Origin of the sequence: Aureimonas endophytica, from assembly GCF_014642635.1 — a bacterium.
Taxonomy (GTDB): domain Bacteria; phylum Pseudomonadota; class Alphaproteobacteria; order Rhizobiales; family Rhizobiaceae; genus Plantimonas; species Plantimonas endophytica.
In genome coordinates this window covers 332,436-348,881 of record NZ_BMIQ01000002.1, presented here as the reverse complement: position 1 = coordinate 348,881, position 16,446 = coordinate 332,436, and the positions used below count along the sequence as shown (strand labels likewise).

Below are 16,446 nucleotides of genomic sequence, written 5' to 3'. Positions count from 1 at the left end.
TGCGGCTCCGTCGCAGGAACGTCGAAGAAGGAGCGCTATATTCGCATATCCTGCGGCAGATCGCGCGGACATTCGGCGATGCTTCGAGGATCATGAGCAGGATTGGACGGAGTGCGAAAAATGGGCGCGCATTCGGCAAACCTGTCTTGGACGGAAGGCTGGCGGACGGCGACGGTTCCCGATCGCGGCGAGATTCCGGGCGGCGGCGTGCTGACGATCGATCTCGGCGCGCTCGCCGCGAACTATCGCCAGCTCGTGGCGCTCGCCGGCGGCGCGAAGGTCGCCGGCGTCGTCAAGGCGGACGGCTACGGGCTCGGCGCCGTGCCCGTCGCGCGCCGGCTGGCGCGGGAGGGCTGCGAGAGCTTCTTCGTCGCCCATCTCGCCGAGGGGCTAGCGCTGCGCGAGGCGCTGCCGGAGGCCGAGATCCTCGTCCTCAACGGTCTGGCGCCGGGCGCGGAGCCGGCCTGCGCCGAGGCTGGCCTCGTGCCGGTCCTCAATTCCCTCGCCCAGATCGAGGCCTTCGCGCGCGAGGGCGTGCGCCGGGGCCGGCGCCTGCCGGCCGCGATCCAGGTCGATTCCGGCATGTCCCGCCTCGGCCTGTCCCCGGCGGAGGTGGAGCGTATCGCCACCGATCCGACGCGTCTCTTCGGTCTTGAGACCGTGCTGGTGATGAGCCATCTCGCCTGCGCCGACACGCCCGACCATCCGGCCAACGCCGCCCAGCTCGCGGCCTTCCGGCGGCTCGCCGCTCTGCTGCCGGCGGCCCGGCGCTCGCTCGCCAATTCCGCCGGCCTATTTCTCGGCCCCGATTTCCGCTTCGACCTCGCAAGGCCCGGCATCGCCGTCTATGGCGGCCGGCCCTTCGCCGACCCGGCGCCGAACCCAATGCGCCCCGTCGTCCGGCTGCAGGGCCGGGTGATCCAGCTGCGCGACGTGCCGGCCGGCGCCGGCATCGGCTATGGCCATACCGTCACTGCCGAGCGCCCGATGCGGCTCGCGACCCTCGGCCTCGGCTATGCCGACGGCTGGCCGCGCCGGCTCGGCAACCACATCGCCGCTCATATCGGCGAGACGGCGCTGCCGATGGTCGGGCGCGTGTCCATGGATTCGATCATCCTCGACGCTGGCGCAGCCGAGCTCCGGCCTGGCGATCTCGTCGACCTGATCGGCCCAGCGCAGAGCCTCGACGCGGTGGCCGAGGCGGCGGAAACGATCTCCTACGAGATCCTCACCGGGCTCGGATCGCGGTTCGAGCGGCACTATCTCGAAGACGAAGCGGGAGTTTCGGCATGAAGGTCGCGGTTCTCGGCGCGGGCGTCATCGGCGTCACCTCGGCCTGGTATCTGGCGAAGGCCGGGCACGAGGTCACGGTGATCGACCGGCAGCCCGGGCCGGCGCTGGAAACGAGCTTCGCCAATGCCGGCGAGGTCTCCTTCGGCTATTGCTCACCCTGGGCGGCGCCGGGCATTCCGAAGAAGGCGCTCAAATGGCTGATGATGGAGCACGCGCCGCTGATCCTGAAGCCGAAGCCGGATCTCGCCATGCTGTCCTGGCTGACGCGCATGCTCGCCAACTGCACGGCCGAAGCCTATGCGCTGAACAAGAGCCGGATGCTGCGCGTCGCCGAATACAGCCGCCTCGCCTTGGCGGAGGTGAAGGCCGAGACCGGCATCGAATACGACCAGCGCATGCAGGGCACGCTCCAGCTCTTCCGCACGCAGGAACAGCTCGACGCCTCGGCCAAAGACGTCAAAGCGCTCGCCGAGGACGGCGTTCCCTTCGAGGTGCTCGACCCGTCCGGCTGCGTGCGCGTCGAGCCGGCGCTCGCCCATGCCCATAACCGCATCGCCGGCGGCCTGCTGACGCCGAAGGACGAGACCGGTGACTGCTTCAAGTTCACCAATGCGCTGGCGGCGCTGGCGGCGGCGCGCGGCGTCGCCTTCGACTACGGGCGGACGATCCGGGGAATCCGCGTCGAGAACGGGCGGGCGAGCGGCGTCGAGACCGATCGCGGCTTCCAGGCGGCGGATGCCGTTCTCGTGGCGATGGGCTCCTTCTCGCCGGCGCTCGTCGCGCCGCACGGCATCCGCCTGCCGGTCTATCCGGTGAAGGGCTATTCGCTGACCATCCCGATCCTCGATCCCGAGCGGGCGCCGGAATCGACCGTCCTCGACGAGAGCTACAAGATCGCCATCACGCGGCTCGGCGAGCGCATCCGCGTCGGCGGCATGGCGGAGATTTCCGGCTTCACCACCGACCGGCCGGAGGCGCGGCGCCGGACGCTCGAACATTCCGTCTGCGATCTCTTTCCGGGCGGCGATCTGGCGAAGGCCGACTACTGGTCGGGGCTGCGGCCGATGACGCCGGACGGCACGCCGGTGATCGGTCCGACCCGGGTGAACGGTCTGTTTCTGAACACCGGCCATGGCACGCTCGGCTGGACCATGTCCTGCGGCTCCGCCCGGCTCGTCGCCGATCTCGTCTCCGGCCGCAGCCCGGAGATCGAGGCGGCGGACCTCGCCGTCGCGCGCTACGCATAGGATTTTTCGAGGAGATTCCAGGGGCTGGATTGTCGGGCCGCCCGCCCCCATTTAAGACGGACCGCCCGGGCCACGACCGCCGCCTCCCCGCGAGGACAGCCGCCGTCCGGCCCCGTCGCGGCTGGGGAAGAGGACGGAGCGAGCCCATGCAACTCTTGCCTTCCACGTCGGAGCGGCCCGCCGCTTCCGTGACCGGCGGCGCTTGGCCGCATCGGCGCAGTGCCATCCTCGACTGGCTGATGCTGGAGACGAGCGGCGAGCGCTTCATCGACAATATCCTGGTGCAGCTCTGCGAGCGGCTGCGCGAGGCGGGCGTGCCGATCGGCCGCGCCACGCTGAATTTCCGCATCCAGCATCCGCAATGGTTCGGCGCCAGTATGCGCTGGCGCGTCGGGCTGGTGGAGGCTGAGATCGAGACCTACGAGCACGGCACGATGGACAATGTCAGCTATCTGACGAGCCCCATCAAGGCGGTGCTGGCGGGCGCCGGCGAGATCCGGCGCCGGCTGGACCGGCCGGCGACGGGCAGCGACTACGACTATCCGCTCTACGACGAACTGCGCGATCAGGGCATGACCGACTATGTCGCCTGGCCGATCGAGCACACGCTCGGGCGCCGCCATGTCGTGACCTTCGCCGCCGACCGGCCGGGCGGCTTCGACGAGGGCGACATCGGGCTTCTGCGCGATCTCCTGCCGGCGCTCGCCCTCGTCAGCGAGATCCGCCTGAAGAACCGCCTCGCCCGCACGCTGCTCGAGACCTATGTCGGCCCGCATGCCAGCGCCGAGATCCTGGCCGGCGCGATCACGCGCGGCAGCGGCGCGACGGTCGGCGCGGCCATCCTGATCTGCGACCTGCGCGACTTCACCACGATCTCGGAACTCTGGCCGCGCGACGACGTGATCGAGCTCCTCAACGGCTATTTCGACGCGATGTCGGAGCCGATCGAACGCCATGGCGGCGAGATCCTGAAATTCGTCGGCGACGGGCTGCTCGCGATCTTCCCGCTCGACCGGCCGAATGCCTGTCTCGACCTGCTCCATGCCGTGGCGGAGGCGCAGGCGGCCATGGCGCTCCTCAACGAGGACCATGTGCGCCGGGGCCGCAAGCCGCTCGGCTACGGCATCGGCATCCATGTCGGCGACGTGATGTACGGCAATATCGGCTCGCGCCGGCGCCTCGACTTCACCGTGATCGGCCCGGCGGTCAACACCGCCGCCCGGCTGGAGGCGCTGACGAAGGAGGTCGGCCGGCCGGTCCTCGTCTCGAAGGCCTTCGCCGAGATGGCGGGCTGCCAGAAGGTGCTGGAAAGCCTCGGCGCCTTCCCGCTGAAGGGCATCGGCGGCCCGATCGAGGTCTTCGCCTTTTCCGGCGACCGCTGCCGGGCGAAGGTGGAGGAGCCGGGAGAGGCCCTGGCGGAGGCAGCGCTTCCCGCCTGACAAAGTCGGAGCCGCCCCTTCCCCCGTCCTAATCGGCGGCGAGGGGCGGCCCGCGAAAGGCGTCGAGGCCGGCCACCGGCTCCAGGCGCACCGGCATGCCGCTCGCCGCCGCGCGATAGATCGCCTCCATCAGCACATGGTCCTGCACGCCCTCCTCGCCCGGCGTGCGCGGCCGGCGATCGGCGAGGACGCAGTCGGCCATGTGATCCATCTCGGCGGCGAACTGGTTGCGGCGCGGGATGACGAGTTCGTTCTGCGAGGTGTCGTCCTCCTGACGGGCGGTGACGGTGAGCCGCTGGCCCTCGTAGGAATAGGCGTTCGGCATGTCGAGGCTGGCGCGCTCGAAGTTCAGCCGCTGGTGCTTGTCGTCGCGCGCGCCGTAGCTCGCGAAGCAATTGGCGATGAAGTTCGAGGGAAAGCGCAAAGTGAAGGCGATCGTCTCCTCCACCTCGGCGAAGCGCGGATCGTTCGGCGGCGCATATTGCGTGGCATAGATCTCGACCGGCTCCTCGCCGGTGAGGAAGCGCGCCGTGTTGAGGCAGTAGAGGCCTATATCCGGCAGCGAGCCGCCGCCGGACAGGGCGCGCTTGTGCCGCCATTGCTGGGTGCCGTTTTCCGCCACGGTCTGGACATTGGTGGCGCTCATGCCGACCAGCCGGCCGAAGGTGCCCTCGCGCACGAAGCGCTGGGCGCGGCGGTTGTGCGGCTCGTACTGGATGCGGTAGGCGACCATCAGATGCCGCCTGGCCGCCTGGCAGGCCGCCACCATCGCCCGCGCGTCGGCCGCGTTCGTCGCCATCGGCTTCTCGCAGAGCACGTGCTTGCCGGCCTTGGCGGCGCGCTCGACATATTCGCGATGCATGCCGTTCGGCAGGACGACATAGACGACCTGGATCGCCGAATCCTCGGCGATGCGGTCGAAATCCGCGTAGGAATGGCAGCGCTCCGGCGCGATGCCATATTGGGCGGCGACCGCCTTCAGCTTGTCCGGCGTGCCGGAGACAAGCGCGACAGGCCGGCACTTCTTCGCCTCGCCGAAGGCCGGCAGGATCTCCTCCAGCGCCAGTCGGCCGAGGCCGACGATGGCGAAGCCGACACGCTGTTCCGGCGGCAGGGGCGCGGGCGGCGGACCGCTCGGCGTATCGGCCGGCGCGCGCCAGTTCGGAAAGCTCACCTTGCCGTTCTCGACCTGCCCGACATCCACGGGCGTCGGCGCCGGATAGGACGCGGCCGAGGCCCGCGAGGCGGCGAGAAGCCCCGCCGCGCCGGTGCCGGCCAGTTGCAGGAGACCCCGGCGGCTCGGCCGGAAGCGATGATCCATGGCGCTCGTCCTTTCGCAACTCGTCGGCCGCTGAACGCGGCAGGGACGAAAGGGATTCGCGACCGGTAGGGACCTCACGGAAAGGCGAAGGCGGAACGGAAGGCGGAGGAGCGGTGCCGGTGGCCGAAATAGAGGCGGCCCGCGGCGGCCCGAGGAAGCGGCGCCAGAGCACCGGCCGGGACGGTCCGGGGGTTGAGCAGGGGTCCGGCGCACCGCAGGGCGGGTCGGACACCGGGCAGCACCCGGACCCTTTGCTCGAAAAGGAACATAGCGGAAAGCCAAGACAGTTCCATGACAGGCGAAGAAAATCCCGGATCATCGCGACTGTCACACGACTGAAATCGTGTTGGTGCATTGGCTTGTCATCCGCAGTGGGGTCAGCGGCCATGCATCCTTCAGACGACATCCGGCAGTTCCGCACGCTGTTCCTTTCGGACGTGCATCTCGGATCGAAGGCGGCGCAGGCCGACCTCCTGATCGACTTCCTGCGCGTGCACGAGGCGGAGACGATCTACCTCGTCGGCGACATCTTCGACGGCTGGCGCCTGAAGCGCTCCTGGCACTGGCCGCAGACGCATAACGACGTGGTGCAGAAGCTGCTGCGCAAGGCCCGCAAGGGCGCCCGGATCATCTACATTCCCGGCAATCACGACGAGGTCATGCGCGGCTTTCCCGGCCAGCATTTCGGCGGCATCGAGGTGCGCGTCTCCGACATCCACCACACGGCGGACGGCCGGCGCTTCCTGGTGATGCATGGCGACGAGTTCGACGTGGTGGTGCGCAACGCCCGCCTCATCGCCTATCTCGGCGACTGGGCCTATGACGCGGCGATCGCCATCAATTCCGTCTTCAACCGCGTGCGCCGGGCGCTCGGCTTCCCCTACTGGTCCTTCTCGTCCTGGGCGAAGCTGAAGGTGAAGAACGCCGTTTCCTTCATCGGCGCCTTCGAGACGGCGCTGGCGGAAGAGGCGCGGCGCCAGGACTGCGACGGCGTGATCTGCGGCCATATCCACCATGCCGAGATCGCCGAGCGCGCCGGCATCCAATATGTGAACACCGGCGACTGGGTGGAAAGCTGCACGGCGATCGGCGAGCGCGAGGACGGCTCCTTCGAGCTGATCCGCTGGACGCGGCCGGTCAGCGTGCCCACCACGCGCCGTCGTCAGGGCTCCGTCCCGCTCGGCGTCCCGGCGCTGGAAGAGGCCGCCTGATGCGCCTTCTCCTCGCGACCGACGCCTGGGAGCCCCAGGTCAACGGCGTCGTGCGCACCCTCACCAGCCTCTGCCAGGAACTGGCCGAGCGCGGCGTCGAGGTGCGGATCGTGGCGCCGAAGGATTTCCGCACCATTCCCTGCCCGACCTATCCCGAGATCCGCCTCGCGCTCGCCACCGCCTTCCGGGTCGGGCGCGTCGTCGACGAGTTCCGGCCGGACGCGATCCATATCGCGACGGAAGGCCCGGTCGGCATCGCGGCGCGCAAGGCGGCGATGCAGCGCGGCCTCGCCTTCACCACCTCGTTCCACACGCGCTTTCCCGAATATCTGCGCAAGCGCGCGCCGGTGCCGGACGCCTTCTCCTATGCGCTGCTGCGCCGCTTCCACGCGCCGGCCAGCGCCTGCCTCGTACCGACGGACAGCATCCGCCAGGAGCTCGAGACGCGCGGCTTCCGCAATCTCGCGGTCTGGACGCGCGGCGTCGACCGCGCGCTGTTCAAGCCGCTGCCGCCGCTCGACCACGGCCTGCCGGGGCCGGTCTTCCTGACGGTCTCGCGCGTCGCGCCGGAAAAGAATCTCGAAGCCTTCCTCGATCTCGATCTGCCCGGCTCGAAGATCGTGGTCGGCGCCGGCCCGTCGCTCGGCGCGCTGATCGAGCGCTATCCGAAGGTGCATTTCGCCGGCCTCCAGACCGGCGAGGCGCTGGCACGCTATTATTCGAGCGCCGACGTCTTCGTCTTTCCCTCGCGCACCGACACGTTCGGCATCGTCCTGATCGAGGCGCTGGCCTGCGGCGTGCCGGTGGCGGCCTTCCCGGTGCCCGGCCCGCTCGACGTCATCGCCGATACGAAGGCCGGCTGCCTGTCGGAGGATCTGCGCGCCGCCTGCCTCGGCGCCCTCGCCCTGCGGCGCGAGGACGCGCTGGAGCGCTCGCGCGCCTTCAGCTGGGAACTCTGCGCCGACATCTTTCTCGACGCCGCCACCCGTTCGGCGCGGAAGGACACCGGCCTGCGCCTCGCCGGCTGATGCGTGTCCCCTCACCCCGCTTCACGCGGCGGCGGGGCGTGGTCGAAGACGAGTTCGACGCGATCGGCATGGGCGCGCGTCCGGTTGGCCTGGATCGGGCATCCGCCGAGATCGACATCGACGCCATGCGACACGAGCGCCAGACCGTCCGGCGGCGAGGCTAGCAGTTCGGCATCGGCCGGCGACAGCCGTTCCGCCGTGACGCGCGTCTCGCGCCGTCGATAGTCCTCGATGCCATGCGCCTTCAGCGCCAGGGTGATCGAGCCGGTCTCGGCATAGGCGGCGACGATGGCGGGAAAGCGCTCCGCCGGGAACCAGCCGGTGCCGACCGAAAGCGGCACGCCATCGGCGACGCTCAAGGTTTCGAGGCGGTGCAGCGGTGCGCCGGGCCTGAGATCGAGAAGCCCCGCCAGCGCCGCGTCGGCGGGCACCAGATCGGCGCGAATCAGCCGCCCGCCCGGCCGGCGCGCCGCCCGCGCGACATTTTCCGAGAAGCGGGTGCGCGGGCCGACCGGATAGGAGAGGCGCGGCGGCCGGGCGGCGACGAAGGTGCCGCGCCCGCGCTCCGCCCGCAACAGGCCTTCCGCCGCGAGCGCCGCGATGGCCCGGCGCACCGTATGGCGGTTGACGCCGAAGCGCGCGGCGAGTTCCGCCTCGACCGGCAGGCGCTCCAGCGCGCCGCCGGCCTCGGCGATCATTCCCCGGATGCCGTCCGCGACGCTGCGCCAGCGCGCGATCCCGTCTTCTCCGCCGATCATGCGCGCCCCTTCGAAAAATTCCGGCGGCGTCATTGTTCTGTCACCGCGACGGGAGTAAGTATCAAGCATAAGGTCTATTTGTCTACACAAATAGACAATAAAGGATCGACGGTATGAGCGAGAGGGTGGCGGAGGATCAAGCCGGGCGCCGGCGCGCGATGGAGGCCTTCGCGGCGGCCGGGACGGCGCGCCTCGCCGCGGCCTGGGACCGCTGGGGGGCGGGCCTCGCCGCCGACCTCGTCCGGGGACCGGAGATCGGCCTTGTCATGCTGCGCGGCCGGATCGGCGGCGGTGGCGCGCCCTTCAATCTCGGCGAGGCGAGCGTGACGCGCGCCAGCGTGCGGCTCGCCGACGGCCGGCTCGGCCATGCCATGGTGCTCGGCCGCGATGCGGAGAAGGCGCGGCTTGCCGCCTGTCTCGACGCCGCCTGGCAGGGCGAGGCCGAGCGCGCGGCGATCGAAGCCGAGCTCGTCGCGCCGGTGCTGGCCGAGCGCGCGGCGGCGCGCCGGGCGCGCGCCGAGGAGACGGCGGCGACGAAGGTCGATTTCTTCACCCTGGTGCGCGGAGAGGACTGATGGCATCCCCGGACGACAAGGACATGCTGCGCGGCTTCCGCGCCCCGGTGACGGATGCGCAGGCCGTGTTCGACCGGGCGATGCGCGCCTTTTCCCGCCCCGGCACAATCGTCGATTTCGGCGAGCGCCTCGGCGCTCCGGCGCCGCTGGAGCCGGCCGCCGCCGCGCTCCTGGCGACGCTCGCCGACTACGACACGCCGCTCTGGCTGCACGAGGCGCTGCGCGGCGAGACCGTCCGGGGCTGGATCGCCTTCCAGACCGGCGCCGTGGTGATGGACCGGCCGGAGCTTTCGCGCTTCGCCCTCGTGCCGCAAGGGGCCGACCTGCCGGCGCTCAGCAGCTTCGCGATCGGCACGGCGACCTATCCCGACCGTTCCACGACGCTGATCCTCGGCATCGCCGCGCTCGACGGCGGCGCGCCCTATCTCCTCGCCGGCCCCGGCATCGAGACCACGACCCGCTTCGCGCCGCGCGGCCTGCCGGACACCTTTCTCGCCGACTGGGCGATCAACCAGGCGCTCTTCCCGCGCGGCGTCGACGTGATCCTCGCCTGCGGCACGCGGGCGCTCGCCCTGCCGCGCACGACGCAGATCCGGAGGGCCTGACATGTATGTCGCGGTGAAGGGCGGCGAGACCGCCATCGCCCATGCCCATCGCCTGCTCGCCGACCGCCGGCGCGGCGATCGGGACGTGCCGGCCCTGACCCTGGAGCAGATCGCCGGCCAGCTCGCCCTCGCGGTCGATCGCGTCATGGCGGAGGGCTCGCTCTACGACACCGATCTCGCCGCGATGGCGGTGCGCCAGTCGCACGGCGATCTGATCGAGGCGATCTTCCTCCTGCGCGCCTATCGCACCACGCTGCCGCGCTTCGGCGCCTCCGTGCCGCTCGACACCGGAGCGATGCGGATCGAGCGGCGCGTCTCGGCGACCTTCAAGGACCTGCCGGGCGGCCAGCTTCTCGGCCCGACCTTCGACTACACCCATCGCCTGATCGATCCGGCGATGGCCGGCGACGCGGCAGTGGAGCCCGGCGCCCGGCGCGCAGTGGACGAGGCGGAAATGGCCTGCCCGCGCGTCACCGACATTCTCGGCGCCGAGGGCCTGATCGAGCCGGACGGCTCCGGCAACGGCGAGGAGCCGGGCGACCTGACGCGCGAGCCGCTCGACTTTCCGGCCGGGCGGGACCTCCGGCTCCAGGCGCTGGCGCGCGGCGACGAGGGCTTTCTCCTGGCGCTCGGCTATTCGACCCAGCGCGGCTTCGGGCGCACCCATCCCTTCGTCGGCGAGATCCGCATCGGCTTCGTCGACGTGGAGGTCGAGCTGCCGGAACTCGGCTTTGCCGTCGCCATCGGCGAGCTGCGCCTCACCGAATGCCAGATGGTCAACCAGTTCAAGGGCTCGGCCAGCGAACCGCCGCAGTTCACGCGCGGCTACGGCCTCGTCTTCGGCCAGTCGGAACGGAAGGCCATGGCGATGAGCCTGGTGGACCGGGCGCTCCGGGCGGAGGAGTTCGGCGAGGAGCGCAACGCGCCCGCCCAGGACGAGGAATTCGTCCTCGCCCATGCCGACAACGTGCAGTCCACCGGCTTCGTCGAACATCTGAAACTGCCGCATTACGTCGACTTCCAGGCCGAACTCGACCTCGTGCGGCGCATGCGGCGCCATCACGACACCGCGCCGGACGCGGCCGAACGGGAGGCGGCGCAATGAGCGCCCTGCCGAGCTACAACTTCGCCTATCTCGACGAGCAGACGAAGCGGATGATCCGCCGGGCGATCCTGAAGGCGATCGCCATTCCCGGCTATCAGGTGCCCTTCGCCTCGCGCGAGATGCCGATGCCCTATGGCTGGGGCACCGGCGGCGTGCAGGTGACGGCGGCGATCATCGGCCCGGACGACGTGCTGAAGGTGATCGACCAGGGCGCCGACGACACGACCAACGCCGTCTCGATCCGCGCCTTCTTCGAGAAGACGGCCGGCGTCGCGACGACGACGCGGACGGAGGAGGCGACGATCATCCAGACGCGGCACCGCGTCCCGGAAGCGCCGCTCCAGGCGCACCAGACCCTCGTCTACCAGGTGCCGATCCCCGAACCGCTGCGCTTTCTGGAGCCGCGCGAGACCGAGACGCGCATCCTGCACGGACTCGAGGAATACGGCCTCATGCATGTGAAACTCTACGAGGACATCGCCCGCCACGGCCATATCGCCACGACCTATGCCTATCCGGTAAAGGTCGAGAACCGCTACGTGATGGACCCCTCGCCCATTCCGAAATTCGACAATCCGAAGCTCGACCGCTCCCCGGCGCTCCAGCTCTTCGGCGCGGGCCGCGAGAAGCGCATCTATGCCTTGCCGCCCTACACGGCGGTGCGGAGCCTCGATTTCGAGGACCATCCCTTCACGGTGCAGCATTTCGAGAAGCCCTGCGCGCTTTGCGGCGCGCGCGGCGTCTATCTCGACGAGGTCGTGACCGACGACCGGGGCGGCCGCATGTTCGTCTGTTCCGACACCGACCATTGCGAAACCCGCCGCGCCGCCGGCCATGTCGGCGACCAGGGGGAGACGGCGAAATGAGCGCGCTGGAAATTGACCAGCCCCTCCTCTCCGTCCGCGATCTCGGCAAGCGCTACGGCGCGCGGGTCGGCTGCGAGGGCGTGTGTTTCGAGGTCTATCCGGGCGAGGTCGTGGCCATCGTCGGGGAAAGCGGCTCGGGCAAGACGACGCTGCTGAACTGCATTTCCGGCCGCCTGCCGCGCTCGGCCGGGGCGGTGGTCTATCGGATGCGCGACGGGGCCCGTCGCGATATCGAGGATCTGACGGAAGCGGAACGGCGGCTTCTCGCCCGCACCGACTGGGGCTTCGTCCACCAGAATCCCGCCGACGGCCTGCGCATGCGCGTGTCGGCCGGCGCCAATGTCGGCGAACGGCTGATGGCGGTCGGCGAGCGCCATTACGGCCGCATCCGCCAGACGGCCGGCGACTGGCTCGGCAAGGTCGAGATCGCCGGCGAGCGCATCGACGACCGGCCGCTCGCCTTTTCGGGCGGCATGCGCCAGCGCCTCCAGATCGCCCGCAATCTCGTCACCCATCCCCGTCTCGTCTTCATGGACGAGCCGACCGGCGGGCTCGACGTCTCCGTCCAGGCCCGTCTCCTCGATCTCCTGCGCGGCCTCGTCGCCGATCTCGGCCTCGCCGTGGTGATCGTCACGCACGATCTCGCCGTCGCCCGGCTCCTGTCGCAGCGCATGATCGTGATGAAGGACGGGCGCGTGGTCGAGAGCGGGCTCACCGACCGCGTCCTCGACGACCCGCACCATGCCTATACGCAGCTGCTCGTCGCCTCGATCCCGGAGAGCTGAGATGCCGGACACCCCTCTCCTCAGCGTCCGCGACGTCGCCAAGAGCTTCACGCTGCACCTGCGCGGCGGGCTCGAACTGCCGGTGGTGGCGAATGTCGCCTTCGAGCTCGGAGCCGGCGAATGCGCCGTGCTCGGCGGCCCGTCCGGCATCGGCAAGTCCTCGATCCTGCGCATGGTCTACGGCAATTACGCCGTCGACCGGGGCGCGATCCTGGTGCGCCAGGGCGGCGAGGCGGCCGATCTCGCCTCCGGCGATCCGCGCCTCGTGATGCGCCTGCGCTTCACGACGATCGGCTATGTCAGCCAGTTCCTGCGGGCCGTGCCGCGCGTGCCGGCGCTCGACGTCGTCGCCGAGCCGCTTCTCCAGCGCGGGCTGGGCCAGGACGAGGCACGCCGGCGCGCCGCCGCGCTTCTTCACCGCCTGCGCCTGCCGGAGGCTCTGTTCGGCCTGCCGCCCGCCACTTTTTCCGGCGGCGAGAAGCAGCGCGTCAACATCGCGCGCGGCTTCGTCACCGACCATCCGATCCTGCTCCTCGACGAGCCGACCGCCTCGCTCGACGCGGAGAACCGCGACACGGTGGCCGGCATGATCGAGGAGAAGCTGGCGCGGGGCACGGCCATCCTCGGCATCTTCCACGACGAGGTGGTGCGCGCCCGCGTCGCGACGCGGATCATCGACGTCGCCGCCTTTTCCGCCCGCAGGGACGCCGCCTGATGCCGAAGCTTTCCGAAACGCCGCAGATCCATACGACGGCGAAGGTCACCGACTGCCGGCTCGGCCGCTATGTCGAGATCGCCGAAGGCTGCCGCGTCGCCGAGAGCGAGCTCGGCGACTATTCCTATCTGATGGAGAATTGCGCCGTCTGGGGCGCGACGATCGGCAAGTTCGTCAACATCGCCTCCACCGTGCGGCTGAATGCCACCAACCATCCGGTGGAGCGCGCGACGCTGCACCATTTCACCTATCGCGCCGGCGACTATTTCGACGATGCCGAGGACGAGGCGCCCTTCTTCGCCGCGCGCCGCGCCCGGCGCGTGACGATCGGCCACGACGTCTGGATCGGCCATGGCGCGACGGTGCTGCCCGGCGTCTCGATCGGCAACGGCGCGGTGGTCGGCGCCGGCGCGGTCGTCTCGAAGGATGTCGCGCCCTATGCGATCGTCGGCGGCGTGCCGGCCCGGCTGATCCGCGAGCGCTTCTCGGCCGAGCTCGGCGCGCGCATGGATCGCCTCGCCTGGTGGGACTGGCCGCATGACCGGCTGCGGGCGGCGCTGGACGACTTCCGCCATCTCGACGCGGCCGAGTTCCTCGCCCGCCACGCCGACTAAGTTTCTATTCCGCCGTCTCTTTCCATCGTTACCCAATCGTCACCGACCCGTCATCGCGATCACATCGGCGGGTCTTAAGCAACGGTTATCGACCAGCGGCGGAGAGGCCCATGTCCGCGATCCGCGTCACCGATCTCACCAAGACCTTCGGCCGTCGACCGGCCCTCGCCGGGCTCTCGCTGGAGATCGGCGAGGGCGAGATGGTCGCCCTCATCGGCGCCTCCGGCTCCGGCAAGTCCACCCTGATGCGGATCGTCGCCGGGCTCGAACTCGGCGACCAGGGCAGCCGGGTGGAGATCCTCGGCCGGCCGATGCAGCAGAACGGGATGCTGGGCTCCCGGGCGCGCGAGCTGCGCCGCGAGATCGGCGTCGTCTTCCAGCAGTTCAATCTCGTCGCCCGCCTGTCGGTGATGACAAATGTCCTGACCGGTCTTCTCGGCCGCATCCCACGCTGGCGCGGCACGCTCGGCCTGTTCCGGAAGGCCGAGAAGGATCTCGCGCGGCAGGCGCTGCGCCGCGTCGGCATCGAGGCGACGCTCTGGCAGCGCGCCTCCACCCTTTCCGGCGGCCAGCAGCAGCGCGCCGCCATCGCCCGCACCCTCGTCCAGCGCTCGCGCATCCTCCTCGCCGACGAGCCCATCGCCTCGCTCGACCCGTCCTCGGCGCGGCGGGTGATGGACACGATCGCCGAGATCAACCGGCTCGACGGCATCACCGCCGTCGTCTCGCTGCACCAGGTCGAATATGCCCGGCGCTATTGCCGGCGCACCATCGCGCTGCGCGACGGCCGGATCGTCTTCGACGGGCCGTCGCAGGCCCTCAGCAACGCCTTCCTGCGCGAACTCTACGGCACGGCGTCGGAAGAGCTGATCCTGCCGGACGGTCCGGCGGAGCCGGCGCGCGCCGAGCGGCCGACCGACCGGATCGCGGCCCCGCCGGCCGTCCTGGCCTCGACCTGAACACCCCTTCCCTCCCATCGAACCGGAGATCCGCCATGCAGTCCCTTCTGAAGCTCGCGGCCGTCGCGCTCGCCTTCGGCGCCGCGCTGCCCGCCGCGGCCAAGGCCGAAGAGATCAATTTCGGCATCATCTCGACCGAGTCGCAGTCGAATCTGCGCAATGTCTGGGAGCCCTTCATCGCCGACATGAAGAAGGAGACCGGCCTCGACATCAAACCGTTCTTCGCCTCCGACTATGCCGGCGTCATCGAGGGCATGCGCTTCGGCAAGGTGCAGGTCGCCTGGTACGGCAACAAGTCGGCCATGGAAGCGGTGGACCGCGCCGATGGCGAGGTCTTCGTGCAGACCGTCGCCGCCAATGGCGAGCCGGGCTATTATTCGCTGATCCTCGCGCCGGCCGATTCCAAGCTCGGCTCGCTCGACGACCTTCTGAAATGCGACAAGTCGCTGAATTTCGGTCTCGGCGATCCCAACTCGACCTCGGGCTATCTCGTGCCGATGACCTTCGTCTTCGGCGAGCGCGGCATCGACCCGAAGTCCTGCTTCAAGACCGTCACCAACGCCAATCACGAGACCAACGCGATGGCGGTCGCCAACAGGCAGGTCGACGCGGCGGCGAACAATACCGAGAACCTGGCGAAGATCGAGAAGAACGCTCCGGAGGCGTTCAAGAAGATCAAGGTGATCTGGAAATCGCCGCTGATCCCGTCCGATCCGATCGTCTGGCGCAAGGATCTCTCGGCCGCCACCAAGGAGAAGCTGAAGACCTTCTTCCTCACCTACGGCACGGAAAAGTCGAAGGGCGATGCGGCGACGGAGAAGAAGGTGCTCGCCGGCCTGCAATGGGCGCCGTTCAAGGCCTCCGGCGACGACCAGCTCCTGCCGATCCGCGTCATGGAGATCAGCAAGAAGATCAGCGCCGTGAAGGCGGACGCGAACAAGTCGGAGGCCGACAAAGCGGCCGAGATCGCCAAGCTCGAAGCGCAGAAGAAGGACCTGTCGGAGAAGCTCGCCAAGGCCGCCCAGGGCTGAGGCGACCGCCGATCGCGAGGGCATGGCCGGACCGCCGTGCCCTTCGCTTTTCCGCGAGGGGAGTGCGACCATGACCGACGCCGCCGCGAATGCCGAGACCGCCCTGCCCGAGCGCGACCGGTCGGGGCCGCTCCTGCGCTATGCCGGGCTTCTCGCCCTGGTGCTCGTCCTCGCCTGGAGCGCCGGGCCGGTCGAGATCGGCCGCTGGACCTATCTCTTCACCGATGCCGGCAATATGCGCGACTATCTCGCCGGCTTCCTGACGCCCGATTTCAGCGACTGGCGCTACTACCTGTCCGAGATGGTGGTGACGATCCAGATCGCGCTCTGGGGCACCTTTCTCGGCGTCGTCCTCTCCGTGCCGCTCGGCATCCTCTCGGCCGGCAACATGGCGCCCTGGTACGTGCTCCATCCGGTCCGGCGCCTGCTCGACGTGTTTCGCGGCACGCACGAGCTCGTCTTCGCCGTGCTCTTCGTCGTCGCCGTCGGGCTCGGACCCTTCGCCGGCGTCATGGCGCTCTTCGTCTATACGATCGGCGTCCTCGGCAAGCTCTTCTCCGAGGCGGTGGAGGCGATCGATCCGCGCCCGGTCGAGGCGATCCGCGCCACCGGCGCCTCGAAGCTCCAGGAGATCGTCTATGGCGTGATCCCGCAGGTCATGCCGCTCTGGATCTCCTATTCGCTCTACCGGCTGGAATCGAACATTCGCTCGGCCACCATTCTCGGCGTCATCGGCGCCGGCGGCATCGGCCAGGTCCTGTTCGAATGCATCCGGGGCTTCTATTATGGCAAGTCCGCCGCCCTTCTGATCATCATCATCCTGTCGGTGACGCTCCTGGATCTCCTGTCGCAACGCCTGCGGCGCTTCGCCACCTGATCGCCCGCCGCCCGTCC

17 protein-coding genes are annotated in these 16,446 nt (G+C 69.6%); 15 read left to right on the top strand and 2 right to left on the bottom strand.

Annotated elements, in window-relative coordinates:
- Positions 1 to 120: 120 nt before the first annotated feature.
- The 3 genes from alr (at position 121) to IEY14_RS07925 (ending at position 3,979) form a co-directional block, all read left to right on the top strand.
- Complete coding sequence (gene alr / locus IEY14_RS07935) at positions 121 to 1,293, top strand: alanine racemase (protein WP_188907677.1); 1,173 nt, start codon at positions 121 to 123, stop codon at positions 1,291 to 1,293.
- Positions 1,290 to 2,540 (top strand): D-amino acid dehydrogenase, encoded by a 1,251-nt coding sequence (locus tag IEY14_RS07930; RefSeq protein ID WP_188907676.1) that lies wholly within the window; start codon positions 1,290 to 1,292, stop codon positions 2,538 to 2,540. Before alr ends, IEY14_RS07930 begins: the two co-directional genes overlap by 4 nt.
- 146 nt (positions 2,541 to 2,686) lie before the next feature.
- Positions 2,687 to 3,979 (top strand): adenylate/guanylate cyclase domain-containing protein, encoded by a 1,293-nt coding sequence (locus IEY14_RS07925; protein ID WP_188907675.1) that lies wholly within the window; start codon positions 2,687 to 2,689, stop codon positions 3,977 to 3,979.
- Between the two features lie 28 nt (positions 3,980 to 4,007).
- On the opposite strand, the gene IEY14_RS07920 is transcribed toward IEY14_RS07925, so the two are convergent.
- Entirely contained in the window at positions 4,008 to 5,300 is a 1,293-nt protein-coding gene (locus IEY14_RS07920) for a Gfo/Idh/MocA family protein (RefSeq protein WP_188907674.1), read from the bottom strand.
- Between the two features lie 386 nt (positions 5,301 to 5,686).
- Here IEY14_RS07920 and IEY14_RS07915 point away from each other — a divergent pair, with 386 nt between their 5' ends.
- Both IEY14_RS07915 and IEY14_RS07910 read left to right on the top strand, forming a co-directional pair.
- The gene (locus tag IEY14_RS07915) at positions 5,687 to 6,511 is read left to right on the top strand and encodes a UDP-2,3-diacylglucosamine diphosphatase (protein WP_188907673.1); all 825 of its coding nucleotides are present in this window, start codon (positions 5,687 to 5,689) and stop codon (positions 6,509 to 6,511) included.
- Positions 6,511 to 7,539 (top strand): glycosyltransferase family 4 protein, encoded by a 1,029-nt coding sequence (locus IEY14_RS07910; protein WP_280515029.1) that lies wholly within the window; start codon positions 6,511 to 6,513, stop codon positions 7,537 to 7,539. The genes IEY14_RS07915 and IEY14_RS07910 overlap by 1 nt, the downstream gene beginning before the upstream one ends.
- Positions 7,540 to 7,550: 11 nt before the next feature.
- On the opposite strand, the gene phnF is transcribed toward IEY14_RS07910, so the two are convergent.
- Entirely contained in the window at positions 7,551 to 8,297 is a 747-nt protein-coding gene (phnF, locus tag IEY14_RS07905) for a phosphonate metabolism transcriptional regulator PhnF (protein WP_188907672.1), read from the bottom strand.
- A gap of 113 nt (positions 8,298 to 8,410) precedes the next feature.
- Here phnF and phnG point away from each other — a divergent pair, with 113 nt between their 5' ends.
- The 10 genes from phnG (at position 8,411) to phnE (ending at position 16,429) form a co-directional block, all read left to right on the top strand.
- Positions 8,411 to 8,872 carry a phosphonate C-P lyase system protein PhnG gene (gene phnG, locus IEY14_RS07900; protein WP_188907671.1) on the top strand — a complete coding sequence of 154 codons (462 nt, stop codon included), beginning with the start codon at positions 8,411 to 8,413 and terminating at the stop codon, positions 8,870 to 8,872.
- On the top strand, positions 8,872 to 9,477 hold the full coding sequence (gene phnH, locus IEY14_RS07895; RefSeq protein WP_188907670.1) for a phosphonate C-P lyase system protein PhnH: 606 nt from the start codon (positions 8,872 to 8,874) through the stop codon (positions 9,475 to 9,477). The genes phnG and phnH overlap by 1 nt, the downstream gene beginning before the upstream one ends.
- A gap of 1 nt (position 9,478) precedes the next feature.
- The gene (locus IEY14_RS07890) at positions 9,479 to 10,582 is read left to right on the top strand and encodes a carbon-phosphorus lyase complex subunit (RefSeq protein ID WP_188907669.1); all 1,104 of its coding nucleotides are present in this window, start codon (positions 9,479 to 9,481) and stop codon (positions 10,580 to 10,582) included.
- On the top strand, positions 10,579 to 11,448 hold the full coding sequence (locus IEY14_RS07885; protein ID WP_188907668.1) for an alpha-D-ribose 1-methylphosphonate 5-phosphate C-P-lyase PhnJ: 870 nt from the start codon (positions 10,579 to 10,581) through the stop codon (positions 11,446 to 11,448). Before IEY14_RS07890 ends, IEY14_RS07885 begins: the two co-directional genes overlap by 4 nt.
- Positions 11,445 to 12,233: a phosphonate C-P lyase system protein PhnK gene (phnK, locus tag IEY14_RS07880; protein WP_188907667.1), complete on the top strand. Its 789-nt coding sequence runs from the start codon at positions 11,445 to 11,447 to the stop codon at positions 12,231 to 12,233. Before IEY14_RS07885 ends, phnK begins: the two co-directional genes overlap by 4 nt.
- A 1-nt stretch (position 12,234) precedes the next feature.
- Positions 12,235 to 12,948 carry a phosphonate C-P lyase system protein PhnL gene (gene phnL / locus IEY14_RS07875; protein ID WP_188907666.1) on the top strand — a complete coding sequence of 238 codons (714 nt, stop codon included), beginning with the start codon at positions 12,235 to 12,237 and terminating at the stop codon, positions 12,946 to 12,948.
- Entirely contained in the window at positions 12,948 to 13,562 is a 615-nt protein-coding gene (locus IEY14_RS07870; protein WP_188907665.1) for a DapH/DapD/GlmU-related protein, read from the top strand. The genes phnL and IEY14_RS07870 overlap by 1 nt, the downstream gene beginning before the upstream one ends.
- A gap of 110 nt (positions 13,563 to 13,672) precedes the next feature.
- On the top strand, positions 13,673 to 14,521 hold the full coding sequence (gene phnC, locus IEY14_RS07865) for a phosphonate ABC transporter ATP-binding protein (RefSeq protein ID WP_188907664.1): 849 nt from the start codon (positions 13,673 to 13,675) through the stop codon (positions 14,519 to 14,521).
- 35 nt (positions 14,522 to 14,556) lie between these two features.
- Entirely contained in the window at positions 14,557 to 15,552 is a 996-nt protein-coding gene (gene phnD, locus IEY14_RS07860) for a phosphonate ABC transporter substrate-binding protein (RefSeq protein ID WP_188907663.1), read from the top strand.
- 70 nt (positions 15,553 to 15,622) lie between these two features.
- Complete coding sequence (gene phnE / locus IEY14_RS07855; protein WP_188907662.1) at positions 15,623 to 16,429, top strand: phosphonate ABC transporter, permease protein PhnE; 807 nt, start codon at positions 15,623 to 15,625, stop codon at positions 16,427 to 16,429.
- Positions 16,430 to 16,446 lie beyond the last annotated feature (17 nt).